The organism is Pseudoalteromonas sp. SCSIO 43210, assembly GCF_054133285.1.
This window is the reverse complement of sequence record NZ_CP087225.1, coordinates 1,521,074-1,538,981: the sequence shown is the minus strand read 5'-3', so window position 1 is coordinate 1,538,981 and position 17,908 is coordinate 1,521,074. Positions and strand designations below refer to the sequence as shown.

Genomic DNA, 17,908 nt, shown 5'->3' with positions numbered 1-17,908 from the left:
ATTAAACCAGCTCCCCATGCTTTTTAGTACTTGGACTGAGTAATATGCACTTATCATACTGGCTACTGGCGCTAACATTAAAGCAAATAACCCAAATTCACTGCTCATCGTTTTAATCCTTTAAATGGTTTATTTAACGTTTTTAACACTCGCGTCAGTATTTTTAGACGCAGTATTCTCGGTTAAAACAGCCTCATCTAATATTCCAACTAAAACAGTTTTAGCATCAAAATAAAGCGTTTCTTTTAATGACTTTTCAAGTTCGAATGTTGTTTGCTTAACGTAGCTTGTTACACTTTGAGCTAATATATCAGTAACATCTAGGTCCACTTCTGTTGCGTGTACTTGCGCAGAACCTAATACTAATAAACTTGCCATAGCGATTTTAATTGAATGTTTCATAATGGTATTCCTTGTTTGTATATTGTTTGATTAGACGAAGTTATATAATCAAGGGTTGTGCCAACATGAAAATAAAAATTAAAGTATTGTAATTAAATAGGTTTTTATAAATTTAATTAATTTCAAAAATTCACACTCTATTAATCTAACCACTTAATTTTATTTTTTGACCAATATTTGGTTAATAATTAAGATCTATTTACCCACGTTAATAAAAGTCACAGTAAATACATTTAGCGTTTATAAAAACGTCATATCTAAACGTTAAAGTTCCATTACTATAAATAATTGAAAAGTGCAGTATGTCTATCTTATCTCGTCGTGGTTTTTTAAAAACATCAGTAGCCAGTGTATTTACCGTTGCTATTTCCAGCGCTATAACAGGCTGCGCTCAAACACTAGCTGACAGACCATTATCAGCAATTGAGTTTAAGCATGGTGTTGCCAGTGGTGATCCACTAAGTAATGCTTTAATAATTTGGACGCGAGCCACAACCTCTCAACCATCTTCCATTGCGACTGTTTCATGGGAGCTGGCAACTGATCCTGATTTTAAAAATATATTACGCAGCGGTTACGAACAAACAGATAAAAGCCGCGACTTTACTATAAAAATAGACGTGCAAGATCTTGCACCAAATACCGAATACTTTTACCGTTTTATGGGTTTGCAAACACAAAGCCCTATAGGCCGAGCTAAAACACTGCCAATAAGTAATGTTGAACAAATAAAAATGGCTGTTGTGTCGTGCTCAAACTACCCTGCTGGGTACTTTAATGCCTACACTGATGCCGCCAAGCAAAAGGATTTAGATGTAGTACTGCATTTAGGAGACTATATTTACGAGTACCCAATGGGTGGATACGCCACTGAAAATGCTGAAAAAATTGGCCGCCAATTAGCCGCCGATAACAGCGGTGAAATTATTACTTTAAGTGACTACCGCAAACGCTATGCAATTTACAGAACAGACAAAGGTCTACAAGCATTTCACGCAGCAGCGCCTTTTATTGCAATATGGGATGACCACGAAGTTGCTAATGATACATACAAAAATGGCGCGGAAAATCACAACACTAACGAAGGTGATTTTTTTAAACGTCGTGCAGCGGCTATTCAAGCTTATTACGAATGGCTGCCAATTAGACCGCCTATGGGCGAACAAAGCCCGCAAATATATCGCACGTTTGATTTTGGTAATTTAATAAGCTTACACATGCTAGATACTCGCGTAATAGCACGCGATAAACAACTCGCCTACAGCGATTACAAAAACCCCGAGACCAAGCAAATGGATATTGCGCGCTTTGTCAGTGATTTAAATAATCCAAAAAGGCAGTTACTAGGTAAAACACAACTAAACTGGCTCACGAGTGCAATAACTGAGTCAAATGCAAAGTGGCAAGTATTAGGGCAGCAAGTACTCATGAGCAAAATGTGGCTGCCTACTGAAATATTCTCGCAATCCGATCGCACTAAAATCCCGATGGTATTAAAAGAGCTTGTTGCAATTAAAAAAACAGTGTTAGCAAATAAAGCGGTAACACCCGCGCAACTCGCACGCGTAAATACTTTAATGCCTTATAATTTAGATGCGTGGGATGGTTACCCAAGCGAGCGCGAAGCATTATACAAAAGCGTTACCGCATTAAATAAAAAGTTAGTAGTGGTTGCAGGTGATACGCACAATGCGTGGCATGGCACATTAAAAAATGCAAAAGGCGAAAGTGTGGGAGTAGAATTTGCAACACCTGGTGTTACATCCCCGGGTATGGAGCATTATTTAGCGCTTAATACAGCACAAGCAAAGCAGATGGCTGACTCGCTTTCATTGTTAATAAACGACTTAAACTATTGTGACTTATCACACCGTGGCTATATGTTGCTTACAATCACTAAAGAGCAAATCACAACCGATTGGCGCTATGTAGATAACATAAGCTCTCCAAGCTACAACATTGCTGCTCAACACCAAAGTGTCTATAAAGGCTAACATTTTGTATAAAAAGAGAAGGTAAACACATTATTTACCTTCTCGTTTATTTTATTAAACGCGCTTAATTACAACTATAAAGAAGCGTCCACGAAGCATCACTTCCTGGAAGGCTGTTTGTATACCAATTTGCACTGTATGCATTGCCTTGATATTGTATTTTGTCGTCGGTGTTATTGTGTGTAAATGGACCGGCCGAATAATCCTTTTTCACCCAATTAGGGTATGTATTAATACCATTACAATCGGTTGAACTCACAACACTACATCCATTTGCATCAACATTTGTACCTGCGGGTGTATCTGGGCACCGATCAATATCATCATTCACTCCATCATTATCCGCATCACTTTGTGGTTCAACTACTTCAACAGCACAACCCACATCATTAACAGTTTCCCCTGCAGGTGTATTTGGACATTGATCAACACTATCGCTAATACCATCAGCATCGGCATCAGTTACCGCACAACCAATACTATCAACCACTGTATCTGCAGGAGTATTATCACACTGATCAAGGCTGTCACTTATACCATCGCCATCAGAGTCTAAAGCAACGGTACTGCCACCCCAACCTTGAATGATCTCTTTAACTTTAGTGCCTGAAGCGGTTAATGAATTCCAACTGCCGCCTGGAGTAAATAACGAAGCCCCTTCGTTTTTATCATTAATAGACCAGTTAGCGTGACTAATATTGTTTGTTTTAAAAAATGCCATCCATGCATCTGTTTCATTAGCATTAACACCACCATTGCCATCAGCATTAACTGTCCCCCACTCTGTAGCAAACAATGCAATACCGTTGTCGAGTGCTGTTTGCGCTTTATTTCGATATGATTGTCCGTGCGTGCCAGCATAAAAGTGCAGAGTGTAAGCAATATTGGCGCGATCTATCGGATCTTGTGATGCCACATCAACGTCTTGAGACCATGTTGGTGTACCAACCACAATTAAATTATCAGGATCGATTGCTCTAATTTTATCAATTACAGTTTCGGCGTAAGGCTTAATATCGTTAGCCCATGAAATTTGTAACGGCTCGTTATAAATCTCATAAATAACATTATCGTATTGCCCATACTTTGTAGCTACGTCTTCAAAAAATCGAACGGCAGTAGCCTGATCTGTATGTGCTTCATGGCTATGAAAGTCAATAATAACGTACATATCCTCAGCTATAGCAGCATTTACAACAGTATCAAGACGGCTCATATTGCCATCCCAGTCATAATTTAAGCTACCACCAGCACTTGACCCATGGCCTATTGCCGCGCGAATCAATGTTGCATTAAATTCAGACTTAGCACGTGCTACTGTTTCTGCGGTATAAAATTTTTCAGCCCCCCACCCCGTGTTACTCCAGAATAAGCTGGTACCTGCAAAGCTCGTATTTTCACCACCAGCAAGAATTTGATTACCACTAACCGTTAATTTCTCAACAGCGGCATTAGCCATTGTTGAACAACCTAATAATAAAGCTAACGATAAGCTCGTCACTTTAAAGTTCCTTTTGTTGTGATTAATTAAACTGTTATCCATAATATTTCCTTAAATTGAAGTTATCAGTCGTCATTTCGCTGATGTAATAAAGTAAAACCGCAAAAGAAATACAAAGTAATTGCCCATTATATTTTACGTAAGTTAAAAGTACCAACTTATTATTAACATTAACTGAACAAAAAAATTCACGAAGCACTGCCGTGAATTAGGAAAAGGAGAATAAAAGGCATGTTTAACGAAGTTCGAAGATTTTGTCGGGGATATATTGTTTTTTACACTTTTTTTACATTAGGTAAAAATAAAATGTTTAAGTAGAGTAAATAGGTAGCCATCGATTAAGAAACACCACCTTGCATACATTTCAGTCAATTATATTGGGCAACACCTTACGTCCTAAACGATAGGCATCTGCAATACTCAATATCCAAATAACAATCATTAAAGGTACGTACTTATATTCAGCGAGCTGAGCGCAGGCGTTAGATGGTTGTTGCGCGGCTTTTAAAATAGCCGTAACCGACATGGGGATTTTTCCGTGTACAATTTCATTTGCAGTACACTGTGCAATCGCAAATATATCTTGAAGGGTTAAAATTAAAAGAACAGAAAAAACACCCGCAAAAATAGCGCCTATAAGGTGTTTTTTTAAAGAAAAATGCCCCGCTCCAGGATAAACAATGGCGGTAAGTAAAGCAGCTTTTAGATCTTGTTTCATTTTTACCTAATATAAATTCACTTTAACGTGATCACATAAAAAAGCCACTTTGCAGTGGCTCAATTAAAATATCAAGTAGTTAAATGTATTATTGTCCACCAAACCCGAGAGTTAACTCAATACCAACAAAGCGAGGTGCCCCTGCAACAAATGTTGGGTTGCCAAATCCCCCTCCAGTATTACCTGCATCAACTAAATATTCTTTATCTAATAAGTTACTAGCAAATACACTAACAGCCCAGTCATCACCATTTGCGATACCTAAGCGCGCACTGACTAATCCAAGCGCTGGTTGGCTAATATCTAAGCCTGATATTGGCGCATTTGCTGGCTCAAAAAACACTTCAGAGCGGTAGCTATATATCAAAGAGCTCGTTAAATTAAGTGAGTTTGACAATTCTGTTGAATAAAACAGCCCCGTACTAAATGTCCACTCTGGTTGTAATCTAAATTTATTGCCAGCGAGGTTACCGTTATTACTGTCATCATCTATTTCAGCATCAAGGTAAGCCGTATTGGCAAATACCTCAAACTCATTATTAATTAACGCCCTTACTTCAGCCTCTGCGCCAACATTAGTGGCAGAGCCCGCATCTGCAGAAAACGCAACGCCTTCATCATCCTGTAACGTAACCTGAAAGTTAGAGTAATCTTGATAAAATACAGCGACAGAGTAATCTAAACGCCCGTCAAGCGCTTTGCCTTTAATACCGGTTTCGTAGTTCCAAATAATTTCCGCTGGAACTTCTGATATTGAGGCTTCAACATTCCCTTGTTCGTCGTTAGCCGAACTTACTTCAAGTACTTCCGAACGACGCCCTTTTGAAATAGTCGCATACATATTTGTAGTAGGGTTTATTATATAAAGCGCATTAAAACGTGGCAGCCAATCATCATAATCAGCATCGCCATAGAATGTTTCACCATTCGTATCAACCGTAAACAATGGCGCTTGCGTCAAAACACTATTGGGTGCAGCAGAGCTATAACCACTGCGCTTTTCTTCTTTTATATAACGAAGACCCGCTGTTAACTCCAGTGCCTCAGTTGCAGCATAAGTTACATCAGCAAACGCTGAGTACGCTTTGTTTTCACCATAGTTTGTAAACTCTAATGAATATGGCAACTCGTTTATTGCACCACCTGTTAATGCTGGCGTTAAAATATTAACGCTACCATCATTATTAATACAAGGAACACCTGAACCCAATACGCCTAAGCAATTTAAGAATATAGACTCCTCTGTACTAAATGGAATACGCTGGCTACCCTCTTCTTCAAAGTAACTCACACCAAAAATACTAGTAAACTTATTCTGCGTATAAACAGCGCGTAATTCTTGGCTAAATTGGTCGCCCTCTGCAGCTTCTGCAAATTCTAAAAACCATGCTTGTGTACCATCAGCATCAAACACTTCTAAAGAATCAAAATTACGCCCTGCAGTAATTGAGGTGATTGTTAAATCGTTACTTACATCCCAATTTACAGTCAAATTTAAATCGTTAACTGTGCGCTCTACACCTAAGTCTTTTTTTCCAAACACAGACTCTGCATACGGACTACCTAGCATTTCAACAAAACTATATGGACTTGTATCACCACCGGTTGGTGCATAAAGCCCATTTTTAAAAGATGTACCCGAGTCATCATTTTTTTCATACGTATACACCAAATCAATCGTTACATCGTCACTAGGTGTAATACGTAAAGACGGACGATAAGAAAAACGCTCAATAGCATGCATGTCATCTTGCTTAAACCCAGCCGGATTTTGGGAGTTACTATCTCCTGCAATATTTTTTATAAACCCATCACGTTCACGATAAGTAAAAGCAACACGGCCTTGTAATAAATCATTGCCACCCGTTACAAAGCCACTAGCACCTTTGGCCGAGTAATTACCAACGGATGCTTTTAATTGAGCCGAAAAATCTTTTTCTGGTTTACGTGTTGCTACACTAATAGCACCTACAGAAGCTGCTGTTCCAAACAGTGTCGCTTGTGGTCCCTTAACAACTTCAATCCCTTCTACATCAAAAAGCTCAAAGTATGAGCCACGAGAGCGTGATACATCTGCTCCGTTATAATAAATAGACACACGAGGGGATGATTGAGACGACCCACTATCAGACGTAATACCACGAATTACAAAGCCCGGGTTGTTAGGGCTTTGCTCTTGAATAACAAGCCCTGGTGTTATTTCAGATAAAGTGTCTAGTTCACCTATACCCAAGCTTTCTAAAAAGTCGCCATCGTAGGCGCTTATTGTTACAGGCACATCTTGTATTGATTGCGCACGCTTTTGAGCAACAACCACTATTTCATCAAGTTCTTTATTTATGGTTTGATCTGCAAAACTATTTGTTGATGTAACGCAAATCATCGCCACAGACAATTTAGTAAGTTTAAGAAAAGGCCGTGTTGTTAATTTATTTTTCATGTTTTTCACTGTTCGTCCGATTAATTTTTTTTAGGAATTACCAATAATCTAACGAACTATTACGACTTTTTTACGTCTTATTAATTACGCATTGGTTAAATTGATGTTTCAACTTTATGAAAAATAATAAATTATTGTATTCATATAAAAATTATAATATTGAAAAACTCAGCGTACACTTGTACACTAAAATTCATTCAAATAGTGGTAGGATCTGTCATGTCGTTAGAAGCGCCCTATTCTAAAAAAGAAGAACAACTAAACGTAATTAGCCATGCACTTGGTATTGTATTTGCCGCATTTGTTATGTGGGATTTATTTAGCCAAGCCACCAGCACTAAAGCGTATGTTAGTACTGCAATTTATGGCAGCAGCTTATTTGTGCTGTTTTTGTCGTCCACTTTGTACCACGCCAGTATTCAACCACGCTTGAGAGCCTTTTATAAAAAGTGCGATCACTGCGCCATATACTTATTAATTGCCGGCACCTACACCCCCTTTTTATTAATCTCATTAACAGGTGCTTGGTCATGGGCAACACTTACATTTATATGGGCGGTGGCACTGGCGGGCGTTGCGTACAAAGTATTTGTAAAAAACGGTAATAAAAAAATATCACTCGCCACCTACTTACTCATGGGTTGGTTTGCACTGGCTATTGTTTATCCGCTTTACTCTAGTGTTGATGTAAAAGCACTTTACTGGCTACTTGCCGGCGGTATTTTTTATAGTTTAGGTACATTATTTTACAGCGCTAAAAGCACCCAATTTAGCCACGCTATTTGGCACTTATTTGTTATTGCTGGGTGTGTTTGCCATTATATTTCAATTAGCAATTATGTTTATTAGGCAGGTAAAGCCAATTAGAATGGTCTAGTTTGAGCGATAAGCAGACGGTCGATCAAACTCATTCTTGGACAATTATGAGTTAGAATCGACAAACGGTTCTGTGCTATGGTCAACATTGGTAACGCCTCGCTTAACCAGCACAAAAAGCAGGCTAAAATAAGCGACGAAGGAGCGCGAGCCTGCTGTTTTGCATCCTCGTTTGAAGCGTTTGTTATAACTTTGATTGAACCATATCCCGCAGTTGAGTAATTACACCAACCAAACTGTCATTGAGATTAGTTGCATCTAAATTTTCTGGGTATATCCAATCGAGAAACATAGCTGCATTAGTACTACCGCCTATCATGCTAATAATGTGATCCTGTATTTCATTAGGGGTTAAGCATTTCTTTGTTGTTTTTGAGTTAACATGAGCAACATAGTCATTTCGTAGACTCACTAAAGATTTATTGGTAGAAATTTTGTCACTAAATTGAGTGCGAAGCTTATTTAACTCTTTAGATGTTTCGTTGAATTCTTTTGCGTACTTTCGATTTAATTCTACATACTTCATACAGTTTAAGACTATCGAGTTAAAACATAACCTCCAAATACACTGTCGACTAGTTTTCAACTCAGGCTTATGCATATAAGGTTTGGACTCATATTCTCGTATTAAGCTTACTGAAATAGTTAGATCGCCAATTAAACCAACTAGAATTTCTACTAATTCATGATTTCGATTACGCATCCATTCTCCAACTGAAGTTATAACGCCTAGCTTAACCGGCGCAGAATAGCAGGCTAAAATTAGCGACGAAGGAGCGCAAGCCTGCTGTTTTGCGTCCTTGAGTTAAAGCGTTTGTTATATGTTATCAGCCACTGAAGTCAAAACTTTTACCCTGAGAAGCATAAAGAGATTCTAAGATTTTTGGGTTATCGACGACATGAAACAGTTGAGTTATTGACTTATCCATTTCAGCTATAGAGTTAAATTTGTGTAACGTAAAGCCAGTTGAAATATGTGTGAGCACCTGTATTTGTTTTTCAAGAAGTTCTTGTTGAACAATATTATCCTCGATAGCAGATTTCTCTATAGTAAAGCCTTCTACCTGTTTTTGTAACATAAACATCGCACCTTCTGATGCTCTTTCCATATTGCTGCGACGGATATCAATCTGTTGTTCAATTAAGTTTAGATATATTTTCTTTTGTTCATTGAGAGATTGCTCTAAAGCTTGTTTTTTAATCAAACCAAGCTCACTCTTTTGAGTATTTAGAGTTTGCTCCTGAAGATCATATAATTTACTGAACTCGCTATTTTGCGTATCTAGTAATTGTTTCTGTAGTTGGATTGTAATCACAATAGCCACTAATGTAGCAAATGCAATAATTGGGGTGAAGATGCCACCAAAAAAGCCACCCGCATCACCCCAATCCGCGGGCAACTCAGATAAACTGCCATCAAAGACACTTCTATAAGCAACAACACTGATGATCATTCCGAGTACTACAAGCGCCACTAAAGACATTACCAAACGCTCAAAATGCTTGATGTAATTTTCCACAAAATCTCCCAAAAATATAACATTTTAGTATTTATGCGACACGCAGTTTATGTTGCATAATCGCTTGTTGGACTGAGGCGCTACCGGCTCGGTGTGTCAGAGTTGGTGTTGTTTATGCTATGGGGATTTGTTTTTTATGACCTAAGCTATAGTAAGCCAATCTCATTGGCGTATCTGGCCTTTTTTAAGCTTCCCCTGCACTGCTCAGCGTTTATTATACTTCCATTACAACTAAGTTTGACTAAATAGACAACTATATTTTTTGCACGCTCAAAGCAGCAATTAGAGCATTTACCCTAGCTTGTTTTGGGGCAAAGAAATGTTTCAGCCCGAACAGGCAGACATAGCACGAAACAGTTTGAATAAGAGATGAGCTGAACTAAAGAGAAAAGATGAACCGAAGAATTAATTTAACTGGTGTAAATTAAAGTACATTGGGTTGAAGGCTGGGTGAACCAGATAACCCCATTGAAACAGCAATAACGGTCGCCTTGACCCAACGCAACACTTTAGTTTTCAGACTATTATTCATAGGCTTATTCCTCTTAGTTGGTGTTTTCAGAACTGTTGTTATATCCTTACGGATTGTTGTTTCAGGAAGATTTGAACTTCCAAGTATACATGCCTCTAACTCTATGCTTATTTGCGATGGTGTTTCTACGCTATAGGCCAAGCAGATGCCGTTACCGCCTTCATGCCAATGTACTCTAACTAATCGAATGTACCACGGAAGCCTCTGAAAGTGAATGCAATTTAAATGTGTATTCGCTGTGTATTGAACGGTAGCTAGCGAAGTTCATTTCTGATGTTTATTAATAAGTCCAAGTAGCCCAAAAAATTTGCCAGAGCCTAACCCTTTCTTTGAGCTAAAACATTTTGGGGCAGAAACGAGTTACGGCTGATAGTCGGCTTATGGCACTCTCCAGCCAGTCGACAACATAAAATATTGATAATAATTGGCAAGGTATTTTACTGTGTCGGATGGCGTGGCTTCGCCACTTATCCGACCTACGTCAAAATGCAGGTTGGTTAAGCCGAAGGCGCCACCCAACAAAGTTTTAGATTCACGCCTTGAAGGACAGCTGCTGGTATTTATCCGCCAATAATAGTCATATCACTCCCAGCGGCACTCGCGCATATTCACTTTGTCATTTTTAAACAGCACGCCTTCTGATAGTAGCTTTTCGCGTTGTTCTTGGTATTTTTCGCTACCTGCAGGGAATGATATTTTACCTTGGCTATTCACTACCCTGTGCCAAGGTATAACCGAGTCGTTTGGCATCATTTTTAATAAGCGCCCGACCAATCGTGAGTTTTGCGGGTAGCCCGCAAGAGCTGCAACTTGCCCGTAACTTGCTACTTTTCCTGTTGGTATGCCTGCGATAACAGTATAAATAAGTGTTTCTTTATCAATATCAGCGTTCATTTAAATACGCCTCACTAAGTACTTTAAATTGCTCCCATATAGTGCGCGCTACAGGGCCGTGGTGCACTGCATGTTGTCTAAAGGCTCTAATTTGTGCACTAAACTTATGCTCACGGTCAGTTATGTGTATTTCTTGAAGTAAGCCTGCTTTTATTTCAGGGTCGCAGTGCTCTAGGCTCATCATTGCCCAACCCGCGCCTGAGAGTAAAAACGATTTTAAGGTCGATACATCATCAATTTTCATCATGGCCGAGCCTTTTGAGTACGATAGCCTGTCACTGTCGATACTCAAGTCACTTTCAAACATGGCTAAACACGGATACGTTTGTAATTCGCTATAGGTTAGCTTTTGAGGAAGTACGCCTTTAGCGCTGACAATGCCAATATCGAGCCTGCCTATAGGTACGCTTTCTAAATCGCCTGTCGCATGGAATAAATCAAACCACGGGCCAATACCTAATTCGGCTTGCCCATTATTTACTTGCTCTAACGAAATAAAGCGCTTCCCGCTTGTTAAGCTAAATTCCGTGCTGGTAAACAACCTAAAAATATTACTTATGATCTCGTTGTAACTTTGCATATGGCAAAGTTGTTCGTAACAAATTCTAAATTGGGGCTCATTCCCGAGTGCTAACTCTTTAGCAAGCTGTGCTAACTCGCCGTTCGCATGCAGGAGTTGCTGCGCCTCGCGGTGAAAAATACGCCCTTTTTCAGTAAGCTGTAATCGGTACTTACTTCTATCTAGTAACTCAAATCCTATTTTTTCTTCTAGTTTTTTAATAGCAAGTGTAAGCGCGGGCTGCGTTTTATGTAACTTTAATGCGGCTCCGCTTAAGCTTGCGCTTTGCACTATGGCATCTAAAATTATTAATTGATTCAGCTTCATATACCGCTCTGCAACATTATAAGTAAAACTTATTGAGTTTCTAAAATTTAATGATTTTTATTTTATATGTTTGCAGCGTATGCTGCACTTAATTATTTTGCCATCACTGCAACGGAGAAGACATGAAACTCTTTCGTCTATGTTTATTAACAACGACCTTACTTAGCTTAATAGCCTGTTCTGAGCCAGAACAACAAGTTAAAGAAGAGCCCATTCGCCCTGTTAAATTATTCAACATAGGTCATGATTCTCAAATTAACATTCGCAGCTTTCCTGCTGAAGTTGTTGCAAACCAAGGGTCATACCTTGCTTTTAGAGTAAATGGCGAGCTTGTAAAATTTCCTGTCTTAGCAGGCGAACATGTAGAGAAAGGCCAACTATTGGCAAAGCTCGATCCTGAAGATTTTGAATTGCAATATGATGATAGAAAAGCTAGGTATGAACTTGCAAAATCTCAACTTAACCGAATAGAACAATTATTTGAAAAACGAATTACTAGCCAATCAGAGCTCGATAAAGCAACTGCTGATATGCAAGTTGCTGAATCAGCATTCAAAATAGCTGAAACAAACCTTGAGTACAGTGAATTACGTGCTCCTTTTAGTGGCATCGTCGCTAAAGTATTTGTTAAAAACTTTGAAAATATTCAAGCGAAGCAAAATATATTACGCTTAGAAACCCGCGATTTAATGGACGTTGAAATACAAGTTCCTGAAAAAATAGTTGCACGCTTTAATAAAGGCACTAGCTACCAACCTACTGTTAAATTTGACGGTTACGACGACAAAGAATACACCTTAACGATAAAAGAATGGGATACGCAAGCAGACCCTGCAACACTTACTTATAAAGTTGTTTTTTCTCTGCCTGTACCCGATGACTTTAATTTACTTGCTGGCATGACAGGCAGTGTACTAATTGATTTGAGTAAAGTAACTAACTCACAAGTTGCTTACACAATTTTACCTATAGAATCCGTTTTTTCTGATCCTCAAGAAACCATTAAAAACAATGCATATGTTTGGCTTTACGACGAGCAAACAGGTCAGGTTCATAAGCAAGCGGTAGAAATTGGTCAACTTCATCGCGACGGCATTGAAGTACTAAGCGGCATTAAAGAAGGTCAAATAGTTGTGGCTGCGGGTGTACACTCAATAAAAGAAGGAATGAAGGTACGCGCGTGGAATAAAGAGCGAGGCTTATAACAATGAGCTTTGCACAACTCTCTATAGAAAAAAAAGTAATCAGCTGGATGTTTACGTTGCTGCTATTAATTGGTGGTAGCGTATCGTATTTTGATTTAGGGCAATTAGAAGACCCTGAATTTACACTCAAAAAGGCCATGGTTATAACCATGTACCCAGGTGCTTCACCGCAACAAGTTGAAGAAGAAGTAACCTTCCCTATCGAAAATGCGATTCAGCAATTACCTTATGTCGATTATGTAACGTCAATTTCGTCAAATGGAAAATCGCAAATTACAGTAGAAATGAAAAGCACCTACCGTAAAGAACAACTGCGACAAATATGGGATGAAATGCGTCGTAAAATTAATGATCTCTCCCCCTCATTACCTACCGGTGTCTACCCAAGTATAATTTTAGATGATTTTGCCGACGTATACGGTGTGATGTATTCGGTTACAGGCGATGGCTATTCGTATGATGAACTTAAAGATTACGTAGACTATTTAAAGCGCGAGCTGGTACTTGTTAAGGGGGTTAGTAAAGTTACCGTTGCTGGAGAGCAGCAAGCACAGGTTATGGTAGAGATATCGACTCGTAAATTAGCGCAATTAGGCATAGCTCCTAGTCATATATTTCAACTTTTACAATCGCAAAACACGGTATCAAACGCGGGTAAAATTCGCGTAGGCGATGAATCAATCCGTTTTCATCCAACGGGTGAGTTTAAAAATGTAAAAGAGCTTGAAACGCTACTGATTTCAAAAACAGGCGCAAGTGAGCTAATTTACTTAGGTGATGTAGCCAAGGTACACAGAGAATATGCCGAAGTACCAAGTAATATTATTCGCTACAATAATGAACAAGCATTATTAATAGGTGTGTCATTTACCTCTGGTGTTAACGTGGTTGATATAGGCAAGCATATAGATGAACACTTGGCATCGCTTGAGTATCAACGACCACATGGCATTGATATTAGTTCGGTATACAATCAACCTAAAGAAGTTGAAAAGTCAGTTGATGGATTTATTATCAGCTTGGTTGAAGCTATTGCGATTGTAATTGTGGTTTTGCTTTTGTTTATGGGGCTAAAAAGCGGCATTTTAATTGGTGGTATTTTACTACTGACCGTACTAGGTACGTTTATATTTATGAAGTTGTTTGCTATCGATTTACAGCGCATATCGCTTGGGGCACTTATTATTGCACTAGGGATGCTGGTTGATAACGCAATAGTAGTAACCGAAGGGATACTAATCAACCTTAAACGTGGCCAAACAAAACTCAAAGCAGCAGTTAATATTGTTGAACAAACTAAGTGGCCTTTACTAGGTGCAACAGTCATTGCGGTAACCGCGTTTGCACCAATAGGTTTAAGCTCTGATGCCAGTGGTGAATTTGCCGGTAGCTTATTTTGGGTGCTGTTTATTTCGCTTTTATTAAGTTGGATAACAGCTATTACATTAACGCCATTTTTTGCCAATTTGATGTTTAAAGAAACTCAATTCAAAGGCGAAAATGACCAAGAAGATGAAGACCCATACAAAGGCTTTATTTTCAATGGCTATAAGGCTGTATTAGATTTTTCTCTACACTTTAGAAAAACCACGCTTATATTAATGGTTGTTTTACTGTGTACTGCGGTTGTTGGTTTTGGCTCTGTAAAACAGTCATTCTTTCCTGCCTCTAATACACCTATGTTTTATGTAGATTACTGGCAAGCACAAGGTTCTGATGTTCGCTCAACCCTTGAGGGAGTTAAACAGCTTGAGGCGTTTTTACAAAAAGAAGAACTCGTTGAAGAAGTAACAAGTACCACAGGGCAAGGCGCACCCCGCTTTATGCTTACCTACGCGCCAGAAAAGTCATACCCAGCTTATGGGCAATTGATTGTTCGTGTTGCCGATAGGGAAGCTGTTGCCACTATAATGCAAAAAGTCCGTGATTATTCAAATCAGTATGCGCTTTCTGCACAACTTAAAATTAAACCAATGGAAATAGGCCCTTCTACCGATGCCAAAATAGAAGCCCGTTTTTCGGGCCCTGATCCTGTTATTTTAAGACAACTGGCCGCTAAAGCCGAAGAACTGATTGGTAAAGATGATGGCGCATACAATATTCGTAATGACTGGCGCGCACGTACCAAAATGATTCGCCCACAGTTTAACGAACAAAAAGCACGCCGCTTAGGCATTAGCAAATCAGACTTGGATGATATATTACTCACCAGTTTGTCAGGTAAACAAGTAGGTGTATATCGTGATGGTACGCAGTTGCTGCCTATTATTGCACGATCCCCGGCTAACGAGCGCTTAAACGTAGAAAGCGTTCACGACCTTCAAATATACAGCCCAGTACTTGGTGTATTTGTACCAGTAACCCAAGTAGTAGACGAGTTTATTGTACAATGGGAAGACAGCCTAATAATGCGCCGCGACCGTAAACGTACTATTACTGTGATGGCCGATCATAATGTACTCGGCGATGAAACCCCAGCTAAACTATTTGCGCGTATTCGCGGCCCAATAGAGAATATGGAACTGCCACGTGGTTACCAACTGGAATGGGGCGGCGAGTTTGAGTCATCAAGCAAGGCTCAAAAAGCAATATTTGGCTCTTTACCATTGGGTTACTTAGCTATGTTTGCAGTAACTGTATTATTATTCAACTCAGTTAAGCAACCTTTGGTAATTTGGGCAACCGTGCCTCTTGCTATTATTGGCGTAAGTGCAGGGTTATTGATTATGAATACACCATTTAGCTTTATGGGTTTGCTTGGTTTGTTAAGCTTAAGCGGTATGTTGATCAAAAATGGGATTGTGTTGGTCGATCAAATAAATCTCGAATTAAGGGAAGGTAAATCGCCTTATGAGGCCGTATTTGACTCTGGTGTGAGTCGTGTACGCCCAGTTGCTATGGCCGCTATAACCACTATTTTAGGTATGATCCCGCTGCTATTTGACGTGTTTTTTCAGTCAATGGCGGTAACCATAATGTTCGGTTTAGGCTTTGCCACCATACTAACCCTCATTGTAGTGCCAGTACTTTACACGGTTATATTTAGAATTGATTACGAACCGCGTAAGTAGTTAAACATCTAATCGGTTAACATAAAAAAATGCCACTGGCTCAAGGTCAGTGGCATTTTTATTTAATACCGATGAAAAAAGAAAGGCCACATATTGAGTGGTTAATAAATTAGCCGCAACACTTTTTGTATTTTTTGCCGCTACCACATACACAAGGTGCGTTACGCTCTGGTACTTTATCAAATACTTGTGGTGTTGACTTGCTAAGCGCAAAGTCTAGTTCGCGAATATCTTCTGGTACGTCTGCTTTAATTTCAATCGAAGCAAACAGCGAATGCTCTGCTAATATTGCTTGTACTTCAGATTGTCGTTCAGCCGAGTTTACAATTAATGTTAGCGGATGTAACTCTGTCCCTACCTTTGCGGTACGTTTTGGCGAAAATCCGCTACTGTTATTTTTACCCATTATATCGGGCTTACCCATAAAGAAAAACTTTGACATGCTACTTCTATAACCTTTCTACATTATTAAGACGGCGCATATTAACAGCTTACTCTTCATATAACTAAGTGTACTTGTTAATGCACAATATAAATTAGGCTTTACTGTATATACGCCTAATATAACGACATAAATAAGCTATTTAATGGATTTAAAATAGAGATTTAGACAAACCTTAAATTCGTAATAGAGTGAAATTACGCTGACTCAGCTTAGAGACATTTTAGTATCTAATATCAATCCGTAATAATACTTGATCAATTTGAGGGCTTAAGCCTGACGCTAACTGTGTTAAAAACTTCTGATATACGACCGCATGGACTTAGCTGCACATTATTTTTTTAAACTGAGAATACGGCCTGAGCTTGGTTGTAAGTCTGATTTAGCATTAGACGACTTATTCTCTTTAATACTTTTTGGCTTACCAACATACGTGGTAGAACGCTTTTGATAAGGTGCTTTACTGCGCTCATTTTTGCGCTCGCCATTAGCATTACTGCGCTCAGAGTTGCGATTTGAACTTCGCTCAGTACTACGCTCGCCACTTTGTTCGCCTTTATTAAAACGGCGAGGGTTTTCACCCTGAAAATCACGTTTTTTGGGAGCCGACGGCGTATTATTTTCTGATTGTTTGTTAGCATCAAGCGAATGCTCTTGGGTTTTACCTGAGTCAGAAATCGAGTCGTTTATTTGCGCCATTTCAGTATCAGACAAATGACGCCACTGCCCTACCTTTAAACCTTTTAGTGTTACGTTCATTATACGAGTGCGCTTTAACGTAACCACTTCGTAACCTAAATATTCACACATGCGGCGTATTTGGCGGTTTAAACCTTGGGTAAGTACTATTTTAAATTCTTTAGGGCCACTTTGCGTGACTTTACATTCTTTAGTGACGGTATCTAAAATAGGCACGCCATTGGCCATTTTTGCAACAAACTGACGATTAAGCGGTTTATCCACCGTAACAACGTATTCTTTTTCGTGATTATTGCCCGCACGCAAAATTTTATTAACGATGTCACCTTCGTTAGTTAAAAATATAAGCCCTTCAGACGGTCTATCTAAGCGCCCTATTGGAAATATACGCGTAGGATAATTTACCGCGCGAATAATATTACTTTGAATTTTACTTTCGGTAGTACACGTAATACCAACTGGTTTGTTGTAAGCGATATAAACGCGCTTTGGTGTGGCTTTAAGTGGCTTGCCATCAATTAATACAACATCGGTAGCGGCTACTTTTACGCCCATTTCTGGAGAGTAGCCATTAACGCTGACACGACCCTGCTCAATATATTTATCGGCTTCGCGGCGTGAACAAAATCCTGTTTCACTAATAAATTTATTTAAACGTTTTAATTCGGTCATGGCACTTATAGCGTAGTAATTTTTAAGGCGAGTAGTGTAAACCACCCACACTATTT

General features: G+C 39.1%; 14 protein-coding genes. 4 read left to right on the top strand and 10 right to left on the bottom strand.

What is annotated here, in order from left to right; all coding sequences use genetic code 11:
- Positions 1-129: 129 nt before the first annotated feature.
- The gene (locus LOS73_RS06770) at positions 130-402 is read right to left on the bottom strand and encodes a hypothetical protein (protein ID WP_007376333.1); all 273 of its coding nucleotides are present in this window, start codon (positions 400-402) and stop codon (positions 130-132) included.
- A 302-nt stretch (positions 403-704) separates the two neighbouring features.
- Here LOS73_RS06770 and LOS73_RS06765 point away from each other — a divergent pair, with 302 nt between their 5' ends.
- Entirely contained in the window at positions 705-2,396 is a 1,692-nt protein-coding gene (locus tag LOS73_RS06765) for an alkaline phosphatase D family protein (protein WP_457934716.1), read from the top strand.
- 64 nt (positions 2,397-2,460) lie between these two features.
- Here the strand turns inward: LOS73_RS06765 and LOS73_RS06760 are convergent, their stop codons facing one another.
- The 3 genes from LOS73_RS06760 to LOS73_RS06750 form a co-directional block, all read right to left on the bottom strand.
- On the bottom strand, positions 2,461-3,939 hold the full coding sequence (locus LOS73_RS06760; protein ID WP_457934715.1) for a cellulase family glycosylhydrolase: 1,479 nt from the start codon (positions 3,937-3,939) through the stop codon (positions 2,461-2,463).
- Positions 3,940-4,261: 322 nt separating this feature from the next.
- The gene (locus LOS73_RS06755; protein ID WP_149604962.1) at positions 4,262-4,615 is read right to left on the bottom strand and encodes a hypothetical protein; all 354 of its coding nucleotides are present in this window, start codon (positions 4,613-4,615) and stop codon (positions 4,262-4,264) included.
- A gap of 88 nt (positions 4,616-4,703) precedes the next feature.
- Positions 4,704-7,055 (bottom strand): TonB-dependent receptor, encoded by a 2,352-nt coding sequence (locus tag LOS73_RS06750; RefSeq protein WP_457934714.1) that lies wholly within the window; start codon positions 7,053-7,055, stop codon positions 4,704-4,706.
- Between the two features lie 219 nt (positions 7,056-7,274).
- On the opposite strand from LOS73_RS06750, the gene trhA reads away from it, so the two are divergent.
- Positions 7,275-7,904 (top strand): PAQR family membrane homeostasis protein TrhA, encoded by a 630-nt coding sequence (gene trhA, locus LOS73_RS06745; protein WP_457934713.1) that lies wholly within the window; start codon positions 7,275-7,277, stop codon positions 7,902-7,904.
- Between the two features lie 211 nt (positions 7,905-8,115).
- Here trhA and LOS73_RS06740 read toward each other — a convergent pair whose 3' ends face one another.
- The 4 genes from LOS73_RS06740 to LOS73_RS06725 all read right to left on the bottom strand — a co-directional run bounded on the left by LOS73_RS06740 (position 8,116) and on the right by LOS73_RS06725 (position 11,763).
- Positions 8,116-8,457, bottom strand: a complete 342-nt coding sequence (locus LOS73_RS06740; RefSeq protein WP_457934712.1) for a hypothetical protein — start codon at positions 8,455-8,457, stop codon at positions 8,116-8,118.
- Positions 8,458-8,758: 301 nt separating this feature from the next.
- Positions 8,759-9,451 carry a hypothetical protein gene (locus LOS73_RS06735; RefSeq protein ID WP_457934711.1) on the bottom strand — a complete coding sequence of 231 codons (693 nt, stop codon included), beginning with the start codon at positions 9,449-9,451 and terminating at the stop codon, positions 8,759-8,761.
- A gap of 1,114 nt (positions 9,452-10,565) precedes the next feature.
- On the bottom strand, positions 10,566-10,877 hold the full coding sequence (locus LOS73_RS06730; protein WP_033038834.1) for an MGMT family protein: 312 nt from the start codon (positions 10,875-10,877) through the stop codon (positions 10,566-10,568).
- Positions 10,867-11,763, bottom strand: a complete 897-nt coding sequence (locus LOS73_RS06725) for a LysR family transcriptional regulator (protein WP_337120990.1) — start codon at positions 11,761-11,763, stop codon at positions 10,867-10,869. Before LOS73_RS06725 ends, LOS73_RS06730 begins: the two co-directional genes overlap by 11 nt.
- 122 nt (positions 11,764-11,885) lie before the next feature.
- On the opposite strand from LOS73_RS06725, the gene LOS73_RS06720 reads away from it, so the two are divergent.
- Together LOS73_RS06720 and LOS73_RS06715 are read left to right on the top strand one after the other, a co-directional pair.
- Positions 11,886-12,968: an efflux RND transporter periplasmic adaptor subunit gene (locus LOS73_RS06720; RefSeq protein ID WP_007376342.1), complete on the top strand. Its 1,083-nt coding sequence runs from the start codon at positions 11,886-11,888 to the stop codon at positions 12,966-12,968.
- Positions 12,969-12,970: 2 nt separating this feature from the next.
- Positions 12,971-16,039 (top strand): efflux RND transporter permease subunit, encoded by a 3,069-nt coding sequence (locus LOS73_RS06715; RefSeq protein ID WP_457934710.1) that lies wholly within the window; start codon positions 12,971-12,973, stop codon positions 16,037-16,039.
- 109 nt (positions 16,040-16,148) lie between these two features.
- Here LOS73_RS06715 and LOS73_RS06710 read toward each other — a convergent pair whose 3' ends face one another.
- Entirely contained in the window at positions 16,149-16,481 is a 333-nt protein-coding gene (locus LOS73_RS06710; protein ID WP_342864593.1) for a PBPRA1643 family SWIM/SEC-C metal-binding motif protein, read from the bottom strand.
- 333 nt (positions 16,482-16,814) lie between these two features.
- Positions 16,815-17,852 carry a 23S rRNA pseudouridine(2604) synthase RluF gene (gene rluF / locus LOS73_RS06705; RefSeq protein ID WP_457934709.1) on the bottom strand — a complete coding sequence of 346 codons (1,038 nt, stop codon included), beginning with the start codon at positions 17,850-17,852 and terminating at the stop codon, positions 16,815-16,817.
- Between the last annotated feature and the right edge of the window lie 56 nt (positions 17,853-17,908).

Bases quoted from the DNA above. Each gene is read 5' to 3' on its own strand.
- LOS73_RS06770 (WP_007376333.1), bottom strand. From the start codon at position 402: ATGAAACATTCAATTAAAATCGCTATGGCAAGTTTATTAGTATTAGGT.
- LOS73_RS06765 (WP_457934716.1), top strand. From the start codon at position 705: ATGTCTATCTTATCTCGTCGTGGTTTTTTAAAAACATCAGTAGCCAGT.
- LOS73_RS06760 (WP_457934715.1), bottom strand. From the start codon at position 3,939: ATGGATAACAGTTTAATTAATCACAACAAAAGGAACTTTAAAGTGACG.
- LOS73_RS06755 (WP_149604962.1), bottom strand. From the start codon at position 4,615: ATGAAACAAGATCTAAAAGCTGCTTTACTTACCGCCATTGTTTATCCT.
- LOS73_RS06750 (WP_457934714.1), bottom strand. From the start codon at position 7,055: ATGAAAAATAAATTAACAACACGGCCTTTTCTTAAACTTACTAAATTG.
- trhA (WP_457934713.1), top strand. From the start codon at position 7,275: ATGTCGTTAGAAGCGCCCTATTCTAAAAAAGAAGAACAACTAAACGTA.
- LOS73_RS06740 (WP_457934712.1), bottom strand. From the start codon at position 8,457: ATGAAGTATGTAGAATTAAATCGAAAGTACGCAAAAGAATTCAACGAA.
- LOS73_RS06730 (WP_033038834.1), bottom strand. From the start codon at position 10,877: ATGAACGCTGATATTGATAAAGAAACACTTATTTATACTGTTATCGCA.
- LOS73_RS06725 (WP_337120990.1), bottom strand. From the start codon at position 11,763: ATGAAGCTGAATCAATTAATAATTTTAGATGCCATAGTGCAAAGCGCA.
- LOS73_RS06720 (WP_007376342.1), top strand. From the start codon at position 11,886: ATGAAACTCTTTCGTCTATGTTTATTAACAACGACCTTACTTAGCTTA.
- LOS73_RS06715 (WP_457934710.1), top strand. From the start codon at position 12,971: ATGAGCTTTGCACAACTCTCTATAGAAAAAAAAGTAATCAGCTGGATG.
- LOS73_RS06710 (WP_342864593.1), bottom strand. From the start codon at position 16,481: ATGTCAAAGTTTTTCTTTATGGGTAAGCCCGATATAATGGGTAAAAAT.
- rluF (WP_457934709.1), bottom strand. From the start codon at position 17,852: ATGACCGAATTAAAACGTTTAAATAAATTTATTAGTGAAACAGGATTT.